Here is a 14,186-nt window from a genome sequence, read left to right as displayed (position 1 = left end):
CATATGCCCGAGGCGCGCTCCGGGGAGCTGACCTCGGGCATCGCCCCGTGTACGCCCCGTAGCTACAGGACCGCGCTGAGGAATTCCCGGGTCCGGTCGTGCTCCGGCTCGCTGAAGATCTTCTCCGGCGAACCGGCCTCGATGATCCGGCCCGAGTCGAACATCAGTACCTGGTCCGAGATGTCCCGGGCGAAGTTCATCTCGTGGGTCACGCAGAGCATCGTGATGTCGGTGGAACGGGCGATGTCCCGCAGCACGTCCAGCACGCCGGCGACCAGCTCCGGGTCCAGGGCCGAGGTCACCTCGTCCAGCAGCAGCACCTGGGGCCGCATCGCCAGCGCCCGCGCGATCGCCACCCGCTGCTGCTGACCGCCGGACAGCTGCGCGGGGTGCTTGTCGAGGTGGTCGGTCAGGCCGACCATCTCCAGCAGCTCCCGCGCCCGCTCCTCGGCCTCGTCCTTGGACATGCCGAGCACGGTGACCGGGGCCTCGGTGATGTTCCGCAGCACCGTCATGTTCGGGAACAGGTTGAACTGCTGGAAGACCATGCCGATCTTCTTGCGGACCTCGCGGACCTGCTTCTCCGGCGCCGGGAACAGCTGCTCGCCGTCGACGGTGATGGTGCCCTCGTCCGGCTTGAGCAGCGTCATCAGCAGCCGCAGGATCGTCGTCTTGCCGGAGCCGGAGGGGCCGATCAGGGTGACGTGCTTGCCGGCGTTCACGGAGAAGTCCAGGTTGTCCAGGACCGTGTGGTCGCCGAACCGCTTGGTGACCCGCTCCAGGCGGATCAGCTCGCCGGTGCCGCGCGGGGTCCCGGGCTTCTTCTCGAACGGGGCGTGGGTGTCAGTGGACAAGGCGTCGCTCCAGGGCTCGCAGGGCAAGGGAGGCCAGGTAGGAGATGACGATGAAGGCGAAGCCGATCACCGTCAGGGGCTCGGTGAACTGGAAGTTCTGCTGCGAGAACAGCCGTGCCTCACCGAGCATCTCCAGCACGGTGATGGCCATCAGCAGCGGCGTGTCCTTCAGCATCGAGATGACGTAGTTGCCGAGCGCGGGCACCACCCTGCGCACGGCCTGCGGCAGGATCACCGCGGTCCACGTCCGGCGCAGCGGCAGGTTCAGCGCCGTCGCCGCCTCCCACTGGCCCACCGGCACGGCCTCGATGCCCGCGCGGTAGACCTGCATCGTGTACGTCGAGTAGTGCAGCCCGATGGCGAAGACACCGGTGGTGAGCGCCGAGAAGGTGATCCCCCACTCGGGCAGCACGTAGAAGAGGAAGAACAGCTGCACCAGCAGCGGGGTGTTGCGGACGAACTCCGTGACGGCGCCGACCGGCCAGGTCACCCAGCGCGTCGGCACCCGCATCAGCAGCGCCCACACCAGTCCCAGCACGAACGAGATCAGCGAGCCGAGGACCAGGATCTGCAGCGTGACGAGCAGACCGTCCCAGAAGTACGGCATGAAGTCGGAGACGGCGCTCCAGTCCCACTTCACGAGACACCACTTCCCTCGGGCACGCGCACGGCGGCGGTCTTCTTCTTCGGCGCCTTGCCGACCCCGGCCTTCAGCTTCTTCTCCAGACCGCGCATCGAACGGGTCAGCAGGAAGGCGATGACGAAGTAGATGAGCAGGATGTACGTGTAGATCTCCGCGCTCTCCTGCAGCGCCAGACGCACCAGGTTGCCGCTGAACGCCAGATCGCCCATGCCCATGATCGACACCAGCGCGGTGCCCTTGAGCAGCTCGATCAGCAGGTTGGAGAACGGCGGGATCATCTCCGGCACCGCCTGCGGCAGCAGGATCAGCTTCATCCGCTGCCACGGCGTGAAGCTGAGCGCGATACCGCCCTCACGCTGCGCCGGGTCGACCGCGGCGAGCGCGCCGCGCACGATCTCCGCGCCGTACGCCCCGTAGGTCAGGCCGAGTGCCAGCGTGCCCGCCCACAGCGGCACCAGCTGCCAGCCGAAGGCCGGGGGCAGCACGAAGAACACCCAGAAGATCATCACCAGCGCCGAGGTCCCGCGGAACACCTCGGTGTAGAAGCCCGCCAGGAAGCGGACGATCCACAGCCGGTGGGTGCGCGCGACGCCGACCACGAAGGAGACCGCCGTCGCCAGCAGCGAGCTGAGGACGAGCAGCTGGATCGTGACCCAGACGCCGTGGAGTACCAGTTCCCAGAGTCCCGATGTCATCCGCCGCAGAGCTCCTTCGCGGTCAGATCCGTCATCTCGTCCTCGGTGAAACCGAAGGGCTTGAGGATGCGGAGCAGCTCGCCGCTCTTCTTGAGCTTGGCCAGCTCGGCGTTGAAGGCGTCCCGCAGCTTCGTCTCGGTGGGGCGGAACGCGAAGGCGCCGCCGTCGACGTGCGGTTTCCCGTCGACGATCGGCTTGAAGGGCTCCGTGACCTCCGCCTTGCGCGACTTCTTCACCACCTCGCGGGTGGTGAGCGCGGTCCCGGCGAAGACGTCGACACGTCCGGCCTCGACGGCGTTCAGGCCGGCGACCTGATCGGGGACGATCAGGATGTCGCTCTCCTTGTACCCGGCCTCGACGGCGTACGCGATCTCCGCGTAGCCGGTGCCGGTGGCGAACTTCGCCTTCTTCTCGACGACGTCCTGGTACGAGCGCAGCCCCAGCGGGTTGCCCTTGCGCACGATGAACGAGTCGAGCATCTGGTAGTCGGGGTCGGAGAAGATGACCTGCTCGCAGCGCTCGGGATTGACGTACATCCCGGCGGCCACGACATCGAACTGCTGCGAGTTCAGCCCGGGTATCAGGGAGCCGAACTCGGTGGGCACGGGCTGCACCCGGTCCACGCCCAGCCGCTTGAATATCGCCTTCGCCAGCTCCGGCGCCTCGCCGGTCAGCTGGCCGTCCTTGCCGATGTAGCCGAACGGGATCTCACCCGCGATGCCCAGGCGGACGACACCGGCCGCCTTGAGCCGGTCCAGCAGGTCGCCGCCGCCCGTGGTCGCCGCCGTCGGGACCCGGGAGCAGCCCGCGGCACCCAGTGCGCCGAGCGCCGCGACCCCCGCGAGCAGCGATCGGCGTGAGGGCCCGGAGCTCTCTCGGAATCGTCTCAGTGGTTGCAGTGGTGGAGCCATGGCGGCGCGGCTACCCGAAGAGATGCGAGTTATTCCGGCCAGTTTCGGCCCCGTTCGGTGGTCCGGCGGTCTTGACCGGCGCGGGACGATGGGGGGCATGGCAGACAGATACCTCGAGATCTCCCTGGTCAAGCGTGGAATCACCTGCACGGCCCGGCTGCTCGACGACCGCGCGCCGATCACCTGCGAAGCCGTCTGGAAATCCCTCCCGCTGTCCGGTGACGTCTACCACGCCAAATACGCCCGCAACGAGATCTATGCCCTCTTTCCGCCCTTCGTGGAGGCGGAGCCGCCCCTGGAGAACCCGACAGTCACCCCCATTCCGGGTGATCTGTGCTATTTCTCCTTCGCGGGTGCCGAGCTGGGCGCCAAGTCCTACGGCTACGACCGCGAGGTCCGCCCCGGCACCACGGTCGTCGACCTGGCCCTGTTCTACGAGCGGAACAACCTGCTCCTCAACGGCGACGTGGGCTGGGTGCCCGGCATCGTCTGGGGCCAGGTGGTGGAGGGCCTCGACGCCATGGCCGACGGCTGCAACGACCTGTGGCGCACGGGCGCGGCGGGGGAGACCCTCAGCTTCCGGAGAGCGTGACCCCCGCCTCGTACAGCGTGTGGGCCACCCGCAGGACCAGGTCGTCGCGGTGGCGGGCGGCCACCAGCTGGAGCCCGATCGGCAGCCCGTCGGCGTCGGCGCCCACCGGCACGGTCGCGGCGGGCTGCTGGGTCATGTTGAAGGGGTAGGTGAACGGGGTCCAGCCCGTCCAGCGGTGGTGACCGGACCCCTTCGGCACCTCCGCGCCCGCCTCGAACGCCGTGATCGGCATCGTCGGGGTGACCAGCAGGTCGTAGGTGTCGTGGAAGCGGCCCATCCGGCGGCCGAGGTCCATGCGGACGTCCACCGCGGCCAGGTAGTCCAGCGCGGAGTGGCGCGCCCCGGCGGCGCGGATCTCCCGCAGCCCGGGGTCGAGCAGGGCCCGCTGGTCCCGGCCGAGGTGCTGGGTCACCCGCGCCGCCCCGGCGAACCACAGGGTGTGGAAGGCCTCCACCGGGTCGGCGAGGTCCGGGTCGGTCTCCTCGACGTACGCGCCGAGCCCGGCCAGCCGCTCCACCGCCCGCCGCACCGCCGCCGCGACCTCCGGAACCACCCGCACCTGCCCGCCCAGTGACGGCGAGTACGCCACCCGCAGCCCGCGCACCCCGCCCGCGAGCCCCTCGGAGAAGGACCCGGCGGCCGGTCCGAGCGCCGACCAGTCACGGGAGTCCGGACCGCCGATCACATCCATCAGCAGCGCCGCGTCCGCCGCGTCCCGCGTCATCGGGCCGACGTGCGCCAGCGTGCCGAAGGCGCTCGCCGGATACAGCGGCACCCTCCCGTACGTCGGCTTCAGCGCGAAGATCCCGCAGAACGCGGCCGGGATGCGGACACTGCCCCCGCCGTCCGTGCCCAGGGCGAGCGGTCCCGCGCCCAGCGCCACGGCCGCCGCCGCGCCCCCGCTGGAGCCGCCCGCGGTGCGCGCCGGGTCGTGCGGATTGCGGGTGACGCCGCTGAGCGGCGAGTCCGTCACGCCCTTCCAGCCGAACTCGGGGGTGGTCGTCTTGCCCAGGAACACCGCGCCGTGCTCCCGCAGCCGGGCCACCGCGGGCGCGTCCTCGTCCCAGCGGCCCGCCGGGTCGATCGTCAGCGAACCCTTCAGGGTGGGCGCCCCGCGCAGCAGCAGGATGTCCTTCACGGTGACCGGCACCCCGTCGAGCAGCCCGCGCGGCTCGCCGCGCCGCCACCGCTCCTGTGCCTCGGCGGCCCGCTCCAGCGCGTCCTCGGCGAGCAGCCGGACGAACGCGTTCACCTCCGGCTGCACCGCCTCGGCCCGCTCCAGCGCCGCCCGGGTCGCCTCCACCGGGCCGAACTCGCCCCTGCGGTAGCCGTCGAGGAGCCGTAGCGCGGTCAGTTCGGTGAGCTCGGTGACGTCGGACATCCACCCTCCTGGGAACGTCAGTGACCCGGTACATACCCACGTTGTTTGTCCACCACGTTCGGCAGCGGCTCGCCGGCCTCCCACAGCTCGTACAACTGCACGAACTGCGCGCCGAGTTCGTCCCGCCAGCCGACCGTGTCCCCGCTCATGTGCGGCGACACGACCAGCCCGGGGAGGTCCCAGAGCGGGCTGTCGGGGGAGAGCGGCTCCTCCTCGAACACGTCCAGCGCGGCCCCCGCGATCCAGCGCCGGCGCAGCGCCTCGGCCAGCGCGTCCTCCACGACCAGCCCGCCCCGGCCGACGTTGACGAAGTGCGCGGACGGCTGCATCACCCCGAACCGGCGGGCGTCGAACATGCCGTGCGTCGACTCCGTCAGCGGCGCGGCGGCGATCACCCAGTCCGCGCGGGCGAGCAGCCGGTCCAGTTCCTCGGGGCCGTGCACGCCCGGGCGGGGGGTGCGCCCGGTCAGGGCGGTCCGCACGCCCAGCGCGGTGAGGGTGCCGGCGATCGCCCGGCCGATCGGCCCGGAGCCGACCACCACGGCACGGGTGCCGGCGACGGTGCGGGACTCCCGGTGCCGCCAGGAGCGCTCCCGCTGGAGCTCCAGCGTCCGCGGCAGGTCCTTGGCGAAGGCGAGGACGAGGGCGGCGACGTACTCGGCGATCGGCCGGTCGAAGATTCCGCGCGCGTTGGTGACCACGGTGTCGGAGGCGGCCAGTTCCGGACAGAGCAGATGATCCACGCCCGCGCTCGCCGTGTGCACCCAGCGCGGCCGTGGGCCGCCGCCGGGCCACGCCCCGCGCACCGCGTGCGAGGCGAAGTCCCACACCAGCAGGACGTCGGCGGCCGGAAGGCGCTCGGCGAGGTGCGCCTCGTCCGTGTGCTCGACGCGCACCCGGCCGGCGAGGGCGCCGAGGCGCGGAAGCGGATCGGCGTCCAGGACGAGCAGCGTGGGGGTGGTCATGAGCAGCCGCATCTCCAGAGTGCTCGGCCCCCGCGGGGCGGGTGACGGCGAATTAACCGGGTGTTGACCGGCGGGTGACTCGGGCCGATTGACCACGCTGGCACCCGAACCTACCGTCGTCAACACGGACGTTCCCCGATCCGTTGCGTGCTCGTCTCCCAGGGTGAGGCCGGTGCTGACATGGACGTCTCCTTCCTCGGCGGACCCGGGCCGCAACGCGGTGTCGGCGTCGTCGCCCCGTTCGACTTCGCGCTCGACCGCGAGCTGTGGCGGTGGGTCCCCGACGAGGTGTCCCTGCATCTGACCCGAACGCCCTACGTGCCGGTCGAGGTGAGCCTCGACCTGGCCAGGATGGTCAGCGAGCACGAGACCCTCGGCGACGCCGTGCGCACCCTCACCGCGGTCGCGCCCGAGGTCGTCGCCTACGCCTGCACGTCCGGCAGCTTCGTCGGCGGGGTGGTCGGCGAGCGCGCCACCTGCGAGGCGATGAGCAGGGCCGGCGCGGTCCCGGCCCTCACCACCTCGGGCGCGCTCCTCGAGGCGCTGGTGGAGCTGGACGTCCGCCGGGTCGCGCTGGTCACGCCGTACACCGTGTCGGTCACCCGGGCCCTGGAGAACTATGTCGCGCGGGCCGGCGTGACGGTCACCGGGTGCGCGTACATGGGACTGACCCGGCACATCTGGAAGGTCACCTACCGGGAGGTGGTGGACATGGCGCGGCAGGCGGCGGCCCGCGGCCGGCTCGGCGCGGCGGACGCGCTGTTCCTCTCCTGCACCAATCTGCCGACCTACGACGTCATCCCGCAGCTCGAAGCCGAACTGCGCATACCGGTCATCTCGGCCAACCAGGTGACCATGTGGGCGGCGTTGCGCCGATTGGGTACCCGTGCGGTGGGACCGTATCAGGCGCTGATCGACGAGTCGGCGCGCTCCGGGACCGTACTGCCGGGCCAGGCGTCCGGCTCCGTACTGCCGGAGGTTGCGGACGTATCGGAAGAGAAGCAGCAGGAAGGCTGGACATGACCGCACTGGGAATCCTCTATCCGGGCCACTCCGCAGAGGACGACTATCCGCGTATCGAGCAGTTGCTGGGCAGCGACATCCGGGTGGACCTGGTGCACACCGACATCGGTGAGGACGCGCACCGGGTCGACGCGTTGCTGCAGATGGGCGCGCCCGAGCGGCTGGCGGCCGGCCTCCAGCAGCTGCGCCTGTCGGGCGCCGAGGCGGTGGTGTGGGCCTGCACCAGCGGCAGTTTCGTGCACGGCTGGGACGGCGCCCACGAGCAGGTGCGCAGCCTCGCCGTCGCGGCGGGCATGCCGGCGTCCTCCACCTCGTTCGCCTTCGTGCACGCGCTGCGGGAGGTCGGGGCGCGGCGGGCCGCCGTCGGCGCCACCTACCCGGAGGACGTGGCCGGGCTCTTCGCCGACTTCCTGCGGGCCGGCGGGGTGGAGGTGACCGGGGTGCGCAGCTCCGGCGTCATCACGGCGGCGGAGGTCGGCACCTGGGGCGAGGAGGAGGTGTTCGCGCTGGCCCGCGCCGCCGACACCCCGGACGCGGACGTGATGCTTCTGCCGGACACGGCGCTGCACACGGTCGCCCACATCCCCGCGCTGGAGAAGGAGCTGGGCAAGCCGGTGCTCACCGCCAACCAGGTCACCGCCTGGGAGTGCCTGCGTCTGACGGACCGCCGGGTGAACGCCCCGGGACTGGGCGCGCTGTTCACGCGGGAGCCGATCGTCCAGGTCTGACCGCCCGGCCCATGAAAGAACCCCGGTCCCGCTTTCGCGGGCCGGGGTTCCTTGTCGAGCGCCGGGCAGGCCTTGCACCTGCATCTCCCCGCAGGAAGCGGGACGTCTTTCCTTGGACCACCAACGCACTGTCGGTCTCCGGGGTTTCGCCCCGCGACCTGACATGATGATCATACCCCACCCCAACCCCCACCCCACACCCACGACCCCGCACCCGGCTCCGCGCCCGGCCGGGCCGCCTATGCCGGCTCCCGGCTCCGCGCCCACGTGGGGCCTGGCTCCCGCGTCAGGTCAGGGCGCCCGTGCCGGCGTCGGAGCCGAGCCCTCGTCGCGCTCGGCTCCCGTCCCCCCGCCCCGCTACCCGTGCCGGTGCCGGATTCTCTGCCCCCGCCCGCGCCCACTCCCGCGTGGGGGGCCGTGCCCGGTTGGGGCGCCCGCTTCCGCGTGGGATTCCGTGCCGGACCCGGGTCGGGAATAAGCGGGGACTGTCTCCTGTTACGTCGCGCAGCGACCGCCGCACCCCACAGGAGGCATCCCACCATGTCCGCAGACGCCGCAGACGAGATCCGGGGCACCGCCCACGGCACCGCACCCGTCCCGCTCTCCGTGCTGGACCTGGTGACCGTCGGCGCGGGCCGGACCGCGAGCGACGCCCTGCGGACCGGCGTGGACATCGCGCGCCTCGCCGAGTCCCGCGGCTTCCACCGCTACTGGGTCGCCGAGCACCACTCCATGCCGGGCGTGGCCTCCTCCTCGCCCGCCGTGATCCTCGCGCACCTCGCCGCCCACACCGGGCGCATCCGCCTCGGCTCCGGCGGGGTGATGCTGCCCAACCACGCGCCGCTCGTCATCGCGGAGCAGTTCGGCACCCTGGAGGCCATGGCGCCGGGCCGGATCGACCTCGGCCTCGGCCGTGCCCCCGGCACCGACGGCGCCACGGCGGCCGCACTGCGCCGCAGCGACCGGCTCAACGAGGGCGCCGACGACTTCCCCCAGCAGCTCGCCGAGCTCACCCGCTTCCTCGACGACGACTTCCCCGACGGCCACCCCTACCGGCGGATCCACGCCGTCCCCGGCCCGGTGCAGGCCACCTCGCCCGGCGGCGTGCAGTCCCCGCACCGGCCGCCCCTCTGGCTGCTCGGCTCCTCCGGCTTCAGTGCCCGGCTGGCCGGCATGCTCGGCCTGCCGTTCGCCTTCGCCCACCACTTCTCGGCGCAGAACACCGTCCCGGCGCTGGACCTCTACCGCGAGTCCTTCCGTCCGAGCGGGGTCCTGGACGCGCCCTACGCCCTCATCGGCGTCTCCGCGCTCGCCACGGACGACGAGAAGGAGGCCCGCCGCCAGGTGCTGGCCGCCGCGCTGAACATGGTCCGGCTGCGCACCGGCCGCCCCGGCCTGGTGCCCACGCCGGAGGAGGCGGAGGCGTACGACTTCAGCCCGATGGAGCGGGAGTTCGTCGAGTCCTGGAACGCCAACGTCATCCACGGCACCCCCGACGAGGTCCGCACCGGCCTCGACGAGCTGCAGAAGCGCACCGGCGCCGACGAGCTGATGCTCACCGCCAACGCCCACGGCGGCGACGTACGCCTGCGTTCCTACGAACTCATCGCCGACGCCTACGGCTTGCCCACGCCCGCCTGAACACCGGGCGTCCCCAGCAGCTCGGAGATGCGGTCCGGCGACACCGGCCGGGAGTACAGCCAGCCCTGGCCGGTGTCGCACCCGATCCGGCGCAGCCGGGTGGCCTGCGCCGACGTCTCCACGCACTCCGCGGTGACCGTCAGCCCGAGCCGGTGGGCGAGCTGCACCATCGCCTCGACGATCACCTCGTCGGCCGGGTTCGGCGGGGCCGCGGCGCGCTCCTCGTACTGGAAGCCCCGTACGAAGGAGCCGTCCAGCTTCAGCACCGACACCGGCAGCCGGCTGAGGTATGCCAGGTTCGAGTAGCCGGTGCCGAAGTCGTCGATGGCGATGCGCACGCCCATGTCGCTGAGCGCCTTCAGGGCCTGGATGGGCCGGCCGGACGAGCCCATCACCGCCGACTCGGTCAGCTCCAGCTGGAGCAGCCGGGGCGCGAGACCGGTCTCCTCGAGGGTGGCGGCGACGTCCGCCACCAGGTCGGAGTCCCAGACCTGACGGACCGCCACGTTCACGCTGACGAAGATCGGCGGCTCGTCCGGGTGCGCCACCTGCCAGTCGCGGGCCTGCCGGCAGGCGGTGCGCAGCACCCAGCGGCCGAGCGGCACGATCGAGCCGTCCTCCTCCGCCAGTGAGATGAACCGATTCGGCGTCAGCGTGCCGAACCGCGGGTGGTGCCAGCGGACCAGGGCCTCCACCCCGTGCACCCGGTCGTCCTCCATGCCCACCAGCGGCTGGTACTCCAGCGCGAACTCGCCCCGGTCGATGGCCGGGCGCAGCGTGGAGGCGAGGGCCTGACGGGTCACCCGGGAGGCGTTGCGCTCCGGGTCGAACAGCGTCCAGCGGGACTTGCCGTCCGCCTTCGCCCAGTACAGCGTGGTGTCGGCGGCCTGCATCAGCGCGGTGGGCGTGGTCCCGGCGGCGTGCCGCTCGACCACCCCGATCGACGCGGAGACCGACAGCCGCCGGCCGGAGAGGTCGAAGGGCGCCTGGATGGTGTCGAGCAGGGACTCGGCGAGGTCGGCGAGCTGTTCGGTGCCGGTGGAGTCCTCGACCAGCAGCGCGAACTCGTCCCCGCCGAGCCGGGCGACCAGCGGGGTGCCGGTCCTGGTCCGTCCGGCCGCCTCGGCGCAGCGGGTCAGCCGCTCGGCGACGGCGGCCAGCAGCCGGTCGCCCACCCGGTGGCCCAGGGTGTCGTTGACGGCCTTGAACCCGTCCAGGTCGAGGTAGCACAGCCCGATCCGGCCGGTGCCGCTCTCCTCGTACGACTCCGCGTCCAGCGCCGCCGTCAGCCGTTCGAAGAACAGGGCGCGGTTGGGCAGCCGGGTCACCGGGTCGTGCATCCGTGCGTGCCGCAGCTCGGCCCGGAGCTCCCGGCGGTCGCTGATGTCGGCGACCGACAGCAGTACGCCCCCGTCGTCGGCGGGCAGCGGGGAGACCGTCACCCGCACCCACAGCGCGTGCCCCTCGGGATGCTTCAGCCGGCGCGTGCAGCGCAGCCTGGCCCGCCGGCCGCGCAGCAGTTCCCGGTAGGCGTGCCAGGTACGGGCGTCGGAGGCCAGGTCCACCAGGTCGGCGGCGACGGCGCCGGTCAGGGTCTCCTGGTCGTGGCCCAGCAGGGCGGCCAGGGCCGCGTTGGCGCCGGTCACCATGCCCTCCCGGTCGACCACGGCCATGGCGAGCGGCGCGGCCGTGAAGACCGAGCGGTACGACGCGGACGGCGGGGGCGACGTCGAGGTCGAGGGGGGCGGCGGGGACGGGGCTTCCGTACGGGGAGACGTGGAAATCTCACTCTCTGTGACGATCGGCCGGTCGTGTTCTGTCGCGGGCGCCGGCCCTTCGGACGTTCCGCTCACCGCTCGCTCCCGCAGTGCACTCGATCGCTGTCCGTGCAGAAAGTCTAAGAGTCTCAGGAAAGTGTGCCGATCATAGAGGCCCGCGTCGGGGCCTTCCAGCCACTGTCCGGTCCGCGGGGCGGATCCGCATCTCTGCCCGATCGTTTCTGCTCGTGATCGGACGCCTTCTGCGAGCCTCCGACCAGTTGTGACGTTCCGTGAGTGCGCGGAGTGCCGGTCCTGGCCGGTGTCGCCCGGTTGCCCTCCCTTCTCACCCGTCCGGTGCAGCCGAACAGGGCGCGGTACGACAAATCCTCCCAATCTGGGTGCGGTGTCCCGTGAACCGTCACCCGGAGGTCCCCCGTGCGGCGTCAGCTCATCCCGAGAGGACTCGGCCGTGCGGCCCTCCGGGAACGACTGAGCCGATCGGGTGTACGGGGTGTGCCGTCCGGTGTGCGTCCCCGGCTGCGCAGCACCGCCGCCATGTGCACCACCATGTCGGCGCTGGCCGCGACCTCGATGGTGAGCGTCCCCTCCGCCACCGAGCCCTTCTCCGCCGAGCCCTGCGCCCTCACCCGCACCGACGCCCACCACTCCGAGGGTCTGGACACCTGGAACGCCGCCTACCCGCGCCCCTCCCGCCGATTGAACGCGGTGATGCTGTTCCTGTCCTTCCCCGACTCCCACCCCCTGACCACGCCCGGCGAACTCGCCGCCGACCACTTCCCCGCCACCAGCGACTTCTTCGAGCGGGCCTCCTACGGCAGGTTCACCCTGCGCCCGCACCCCGTGCGGCAGTGGTTCCGGATGCCGCGCCCCTCCACGGAGTACGCCATACAGCGCGACTGGACCGTCGCCCACCGGGCCGCCTATCTGCGCGACGCGCTCTCCGTGACCGACCGGCACGTCGACTTCTCGCGCTACGACATCGTCTACCTCGTCGCCGACCCGGACGCCCCGGGCGTGGACTCCGACGCCACCAAGGTCGTCAACCTGGACCGCCCGCTGCGCGCCGACGGCACCGACATCCGCCGGGTCGTCACCGCGTTCGAGAACCACCCCCCGGACCAGCTAGTCCTCGCCCACGAGACCGGACACGTCTTCGACCTGCCCGACCTCTACCACCGGCCCGTGGACGGCAAGGGCGACTGGGACACCCATGTCGGCGACTGGGACCTGATGGGCAGCCAGTTCGCCCTCGCCCCCGATCTCTTCGGCTGGCACAAGTGGAAGCTGGGCTGGCTGGACCCCCGGCAGGTGCGGTGCGTGCAGGAGGCCGGGCCGGTGCGGCTGACGCTGGAGCCGCTGGGCGCGGGGCCGAAGACGCCGGTGACGGGCGCGGCCGGGGCGCCGTCCTTCGGGCTGGGGCGGGGCACCAAGCTCGCCGTGGTGCGCACCGGCCCCGACAGCGTGCTCGCCTTCGAGGCCCGCGGGCAGGTCGGCAACGACACGAAGGCATGCCGGCAGGGTGTGCTGGTGTACAGGGTCAGCAGCGGCACCCGGTCCGGGCGCGGCCCCATCGAGGTCGTCGACGCCCACCCGCACACCGAGGCCTGCTGGGAGGACTCCGTCTATCCGCCGCTCGCCGACGCGCCGGTGGCCCCCGGCGAGAGCTTCACCGTGCCCGGGGAGTCCGTACGGGTGGAGGTGGAGGGGCGTACGGCGTCGGGGGCCTGGACGGTACGGATCACCACGGGGTGAGCGCCCGGGTACGACGAAGGCCCCCCGCTCGCGCGAGGGGCCTTCACCGTGTCTGTGCGCCGCCAGGGACTCGAACCCCGGACCCGCTGATTAAGAGTCAGCTGCTCTAACCAACTGAGCTAGCGGCGCCTGCTGACGTCGTAGACATTAGCACCACGATCGGCGGGAGGAAAAATCGATATCCGCACGGCCGCGCGGGCCGCCCGTACGGCCGCCCACAGCAGCACCTCCGGGCCCGGCAGCCAGGGATGACGGGTGTCCGGGGCGACCAGCCAGCGGGACCCGGAGCGGCCGGTCGGCGCGGGCACGGTCACCGCGTCGCCGGTGCCGTGGCACAGCAGCGGCGGGACACCGTCCGTGCGCGCCGCGTCCGCGCCGTGCGCGCCCCACTCCTCCCACTCCATGAGGGCGGGGAGCCGCTGGGCGGTGCCGGGCGCGGCGAACAGCAGCATCCGCCCCCGGAACTCCGCCACCGGACCCGATCCCGGGCCCTCGCCCCACATCCGGTCCAGCATCCGCCGCCCGAAGACCGCGGGCGCGCTCACCACGTCGAAGACCACGCCGCAGGGCAGCACCACCGGGGCCTCCGGCCGCTCCCGCCAGTGCGAGAGCGCGCTGCGCGGATACCTGCCCGCCGAGGCGAGCCAGGCGGCACCGTCGGGGGTGACGCCGCTGACGTCGGAGGCGTTCCGTGGGCTGCTCATGACGGACAGGTCTACCGTTGGTGAGGGAACGGTTCCGCAGAGTTGCCGGAATCGAGGACGCGCGGGTGGAAAAGGGGGTATCTTGCCCGCTCGGCATATGCGCACGCGCGCCCGTCCGGGTCGTGCCGCCTACACGGGATCGGCGTGCCCGGGGCCGCCCTCGCCGCCCCGCATCAGGTCCCGGCCGAACTCGACCATCTTCTTCGCGTAGTCCTCGGTCCACTCGGCGCGCTCGGCGATGTCCGCCGGCGTCAGCCGGTCGAAGCGGCGCGGGTCGGCCAGCTGGGCCGCCGCCACCGCCTGGAACTCCGTCGCCCGGTCCGCCGCGGCACGGAACGCGAGCGTCAGCTCGGTCGCCCGCTCAAGGAGCGCACGCGGATCCTCGATCGACTCCAGGTCGAAGAAGTGCTCGGGATCCGAGGCCGCCTCCGCGGGCTCGAACAGCAGGGGCGCGGGGCGTAGCCGCGGCTGCTCCCGGCGCGGCGTGTGCTCCGCCATGACTTCTCCATTCGTACG

At 72.2% G+C, this 14,186-nt stretch carries 14 protein-coding genes and 1 tRNA gene; 5 read left to right on the top strand and 10 right to left on the bottom strand.

The annotated features are described in order from the left end of the window. Nucleotides 1–62 precede the first annotated feature (62 nt). Genes ehuA through ehuB form a run of 4 tightly spaced genes read right to left on the bottom strand, consistent with a single transcriptional unit; the run spans nucleotide 63 to nucleotide 3,103 of the window. The gene (gene ehuA, locus CNQ36_RS12930) at nucleotides 63–854 is read right to left on the bottom strand and encodes an ectoine/hydroxyectoine ABC transporter ATP-binding protein EhuA (RefSeq protein ID WP_121546109.1); all 792 of its coding nucleotides are present in this window, start codon (nucleotides 852–854) and stop codon (nucleotides 63–65) included. Beyond that, nucleotides 844–1,494, bottom strand: a complete 651-nt coding sequence (gene ehuD / locus CNQ36_RS12925) for an ectoine/hydroxyectoine ABC transporter permease subunit EhuD (protein ID WP_121546108.1) — start codon at nucleotides 1,492–1,494, stop codon at nucleotides 844–846. The genes ehuA and ehuD overlap by 11 nt, the downstream gene beginning before the upstream one ends. Then, complete coding sequence (ehuC, locus tag CNQ36_RS12920) at nucleotides 1,491–2,192, bottom strand: ectoine/hydroxyectoine ABC transporter permease subunit EhuC (protein ID WP_004931043.1); 702 nt, start codon at nucleotides 2,190–2,192, stop codon at nucleotides 1,491–1,493. The genes ehuD and ehuC overlap by 4 nt, the downstream gene beginning before the upstream one ends. Next, nucleotides 2,189–3,103 (bottom strand): ectoine/hydroxyectoine ABC transporter substrate-binding protein EhuB, encoded by a 915-nt coding sequence (gene ehuB / locus CNQ36_RS12915; protein WP_121546107.1) that lies wholly within the window; start codon nucleotides 3,101–3,103, stop codon nucleotides 2,189–2,191. Before ehuB ends, ehuC begins: the two co-directional genes overlap by 4 nt. Before the next feature lie 97 nt (nucleotides 3,104–3,200). On the opposite strand from ehuB, the gene CNQ36_RS12910 reads away from it, so the two are divergent. Further along, the gene (locus CNQ36_RS12910; RefSeq protein WP_163013253.1) at nucleotides 3,201–3,695 is read left to right on the top strand and encodes a DUF3830 family protein; all 495 of its coding nucleotides are present in this window, start codon (nucleotides 3,201–3,203) and stop codon (nucleotides 3,693–3,695) included. On the opposite strand, the gene CNQ36_RS12905 is transcribed toward CNQ36_RS12910, so the two are convergent. Together CNQ36_RS12905 and CNQ36_RS12900 are read right to left on the bottom strand one after the other, a co-directional pair. Further along, entirely contained in the window at nucleotides 3,676–5,076 is a 1,401-nt protein-coding gene (locus CNQ36_RS12905; protein ID WP_004931049.1) for an amidase, read from the bottom strand. The genes CNQ36_RS12910 and CNQ36_RS12905 overlap by 20 nt on opposite strands. A gap of 17 nt (nucleotides 5,077–5,093) precedes the next feature. After that, nucleotides 5,094–6,041 (bottom strand): D-2-hydroxyacid dehydrogenase, encoded by a 948-nt coding sequence (locus CNQ36_RS12900; RefSeq protein WP_121548443.1) that lies wholly within the window; start codon nucleotides 6,039–6,041, stop codon nucleotides 5,094–5,096. A 180-nt stretch (nucleotides 6,042–6,221) separates the two neighbouring features. Here CNQ36_RS12900 and CNQ36_RS12895 point away from each other — a divergent pair, with 180 nt between their 5' ends. From CNQ36_RS12895 to CNQ36_RS12885, 3 genes are all read left to right on the top strand, one after another. Continuing rightward, complete coding sequence (locus tag CNQ36_RS12895) at nucleotides 6,222–7,064, top strand: maleate cis-trans isomerase family protein (RefSeq protein WP_121546105.1); 843 nt, start codon at nucleotides 6,222–6,224, stop codon at nucleotides 7,062–7,064. Next, nucleotides 7,061–7,792, top strand: a complete 732-nt coding sequence (locus CNQ36_RS12890) for a maleate cis-trans isomerase family protein (protein ID WP_121546104.1) — start codon at nucleotides 7,061–7,063, stop codon at nucleotides 7,790–7,792. The genes CNQ36_RS12895 and CNQ36_RS12890 overlap by 4 nt, the downstream gene beginning before the upstream one ends. 540 nt (nucleotides 7,793–8,332) lie before the next feature. Next, complete coding sequence (locus CNQ36_RS12885; protein ID WP_121546103.1) at nucleotides 8,333–9,433, top strand: LLM class flavin-dependent oxidoreductase; 1,101 nt, start codon at nucleotides 8,333–8,335, stop codon at nucleotides 9,431–9,433. Here the strand turns inward: CNQ36_RS12885 and CNQ36_RS12880 are convergent. Continuing rightward, nucleotides 9,409–11,286: a putative bifunctional diguanylate cyclase/phosphodiesterase gene (locus tag CNQ36_RS12880; RefSeq protein WP_121546102.1), complete on the bottom strand. Its 1,878-nt coding sequence runs from the start codon at nucleotides 11,284–11,286 to the stop codon at nucleotides 9,409–9,411. The genes CNQ36_RS12885 and CNQ36_RS12880 overlap by 25 nt on opposite strands. 342 nt (nucleotides 11,287–11,628) lie before the next feature. On the opposite strand from CNQ36_RS12880, the gene CNQ36_RS12870 reads away from it, so the two are divergent. After that, a complete protein-coding gene (locus CNQ36_RS12870) occupies nucleotides 11,629–12,966 on the top strand; it encodes a M6 family metalloprotease domain-containing protein (RefSeq protein WP_163013252.1) in 1,338 nt (445 codons plus the stop codon). A gap of 55 nt (nucleotides 12,967–13,021) precedes the next feature. On the opposite strand, the gene CNQ36_RS12865 is transcribed toward CNQ36_RS12870, so the two are convergent. From CNQ36_RS12865 to CNQ36_RS12855, 3 genes are all read right to left on the bottom strand, one after another. Beyond that, nucleotides 13,022–13,095 (bottom strand) — tRNA-Lys (locus tag CNQ36_RS12865). Then, a complete protein-coding gene (locus CNQ36_RS12860; protein WP_004931062.1) occupies nucleotides 13,086–13,670 on the bottom strand; it encodes a bifunctional DNA primase/polymerase in 585 nt (194 codons plus the stop codon). Before CNQ36_RS12860 ends, CNQ36_RS12865 begins: the two co-directional genes overlap by 10 nt. A 129-nt stretch (nucleotides 13,671–13,799) precedes the next feature. Continuing rightward, nucleotides 13,800–14,168 (bottom strand): hypothetical protein, encoded by a 369-nt coding sequence (locus CNQ36_RS12855; protein WP_004931064.1) that lies wholly within the window; start codon nucleotides 14,166–14,168, stop codon nucleotides 13,800–13,802. Nucleotides 14,169–14,186 lie beyond the last annotated feature (18 nt).

The organism is Streptomyces fungicidicus, from assembly GCF_003665435.1.
Lineage (GTDB): Bacteria > Actinomycetota > Actinomycetes > Streptomycetales > Streptomycetaceae > Streptomyces > Streptomyces fungicidicus.
The sequence above is the reverse complement of the archived record's forward strand: the minus strand, read 5'-3'. Positions and strand labels throughout refer to the sequence as shown.

What these genes read in the sequence shown, in the direction of transcription:
- CNQ36_RS12895 (WP_121546105.1), top strand. Translation starts at nt 6,222, where the DNA reads ATGGACGTCTCCTTCCTCGGCGGACCCGGGCCGCAACGCGGTGTCGGC.
- CNQ36_RS12855 (WP_004931064.1), bottom strand. Translation starts at nt 14,168, where the DNA reads ATGGCGGAGCACACGCCGCGCCGGGAGCAGCCGCGGCTACGCCCCGCG.
- CNQ36_RS12885 (WP_121546103.1), top strand. Translation starts at nt 8,333, where the DNA reads ATGTCCGCAGACGCCGCAGACGAGATCCGGGGCACCGCCCACGGCACC.
- CNQ36_RS12900 (WP_121548443.1), bottom strand. Translation starts at nt 6,041, where the DNA reads ATGACCACCCCCACGCTGCTCGTCCTGGACGCCGATCCGCTTCCGCGC.
- ehuB (WP_121546107.1), bottom strand. Translation starts at nt 3,103, where the DNA reads ATGGCTCCACCACTGCAACCACTGAGACGATTCCGAGAGAGCTCCGGG.
- CNQ36_RS12905 (WP_004931049.1), bottom strand. Translation starts at nt 5,076, where the DNA reads ATGTCCGACGTCACCGAGCTCACCGAACTGACCGCGCTACGGCTCCTC.
- ehuC (WP_004931043.1), bottom strand. Translation starts at nt 2,192, where the DNA reads ATGACATCGGGACTCTGGGAACTGGTACTCCACGGCGTCTGGGTCACG.
- CNQ36_RS12890 (WP_121546104.1), top strand. Translation starts at nt 7,061, where the DNA reads ATGACCGCACTGGGAATCCTCTATCCGGGCCACTCCGCAGAGGACGAC.
- CNQ36_RS12860 (WP_004931062.1), bottom strand. Translation starts at nt 13,670, where the DNA reads ATGAGCAGCCCACGGAACGCCTCCGACGTCAGCGGCGTCACCCCCGAC.
- CNQ36_RS12910 (WP_163013253.1), top strand. Translation starts at nt 3,201, where the DNA reads ATGGCAGACAGATACCTCGAGATCTCCCTGGTCAAGCGTGGAATCACC.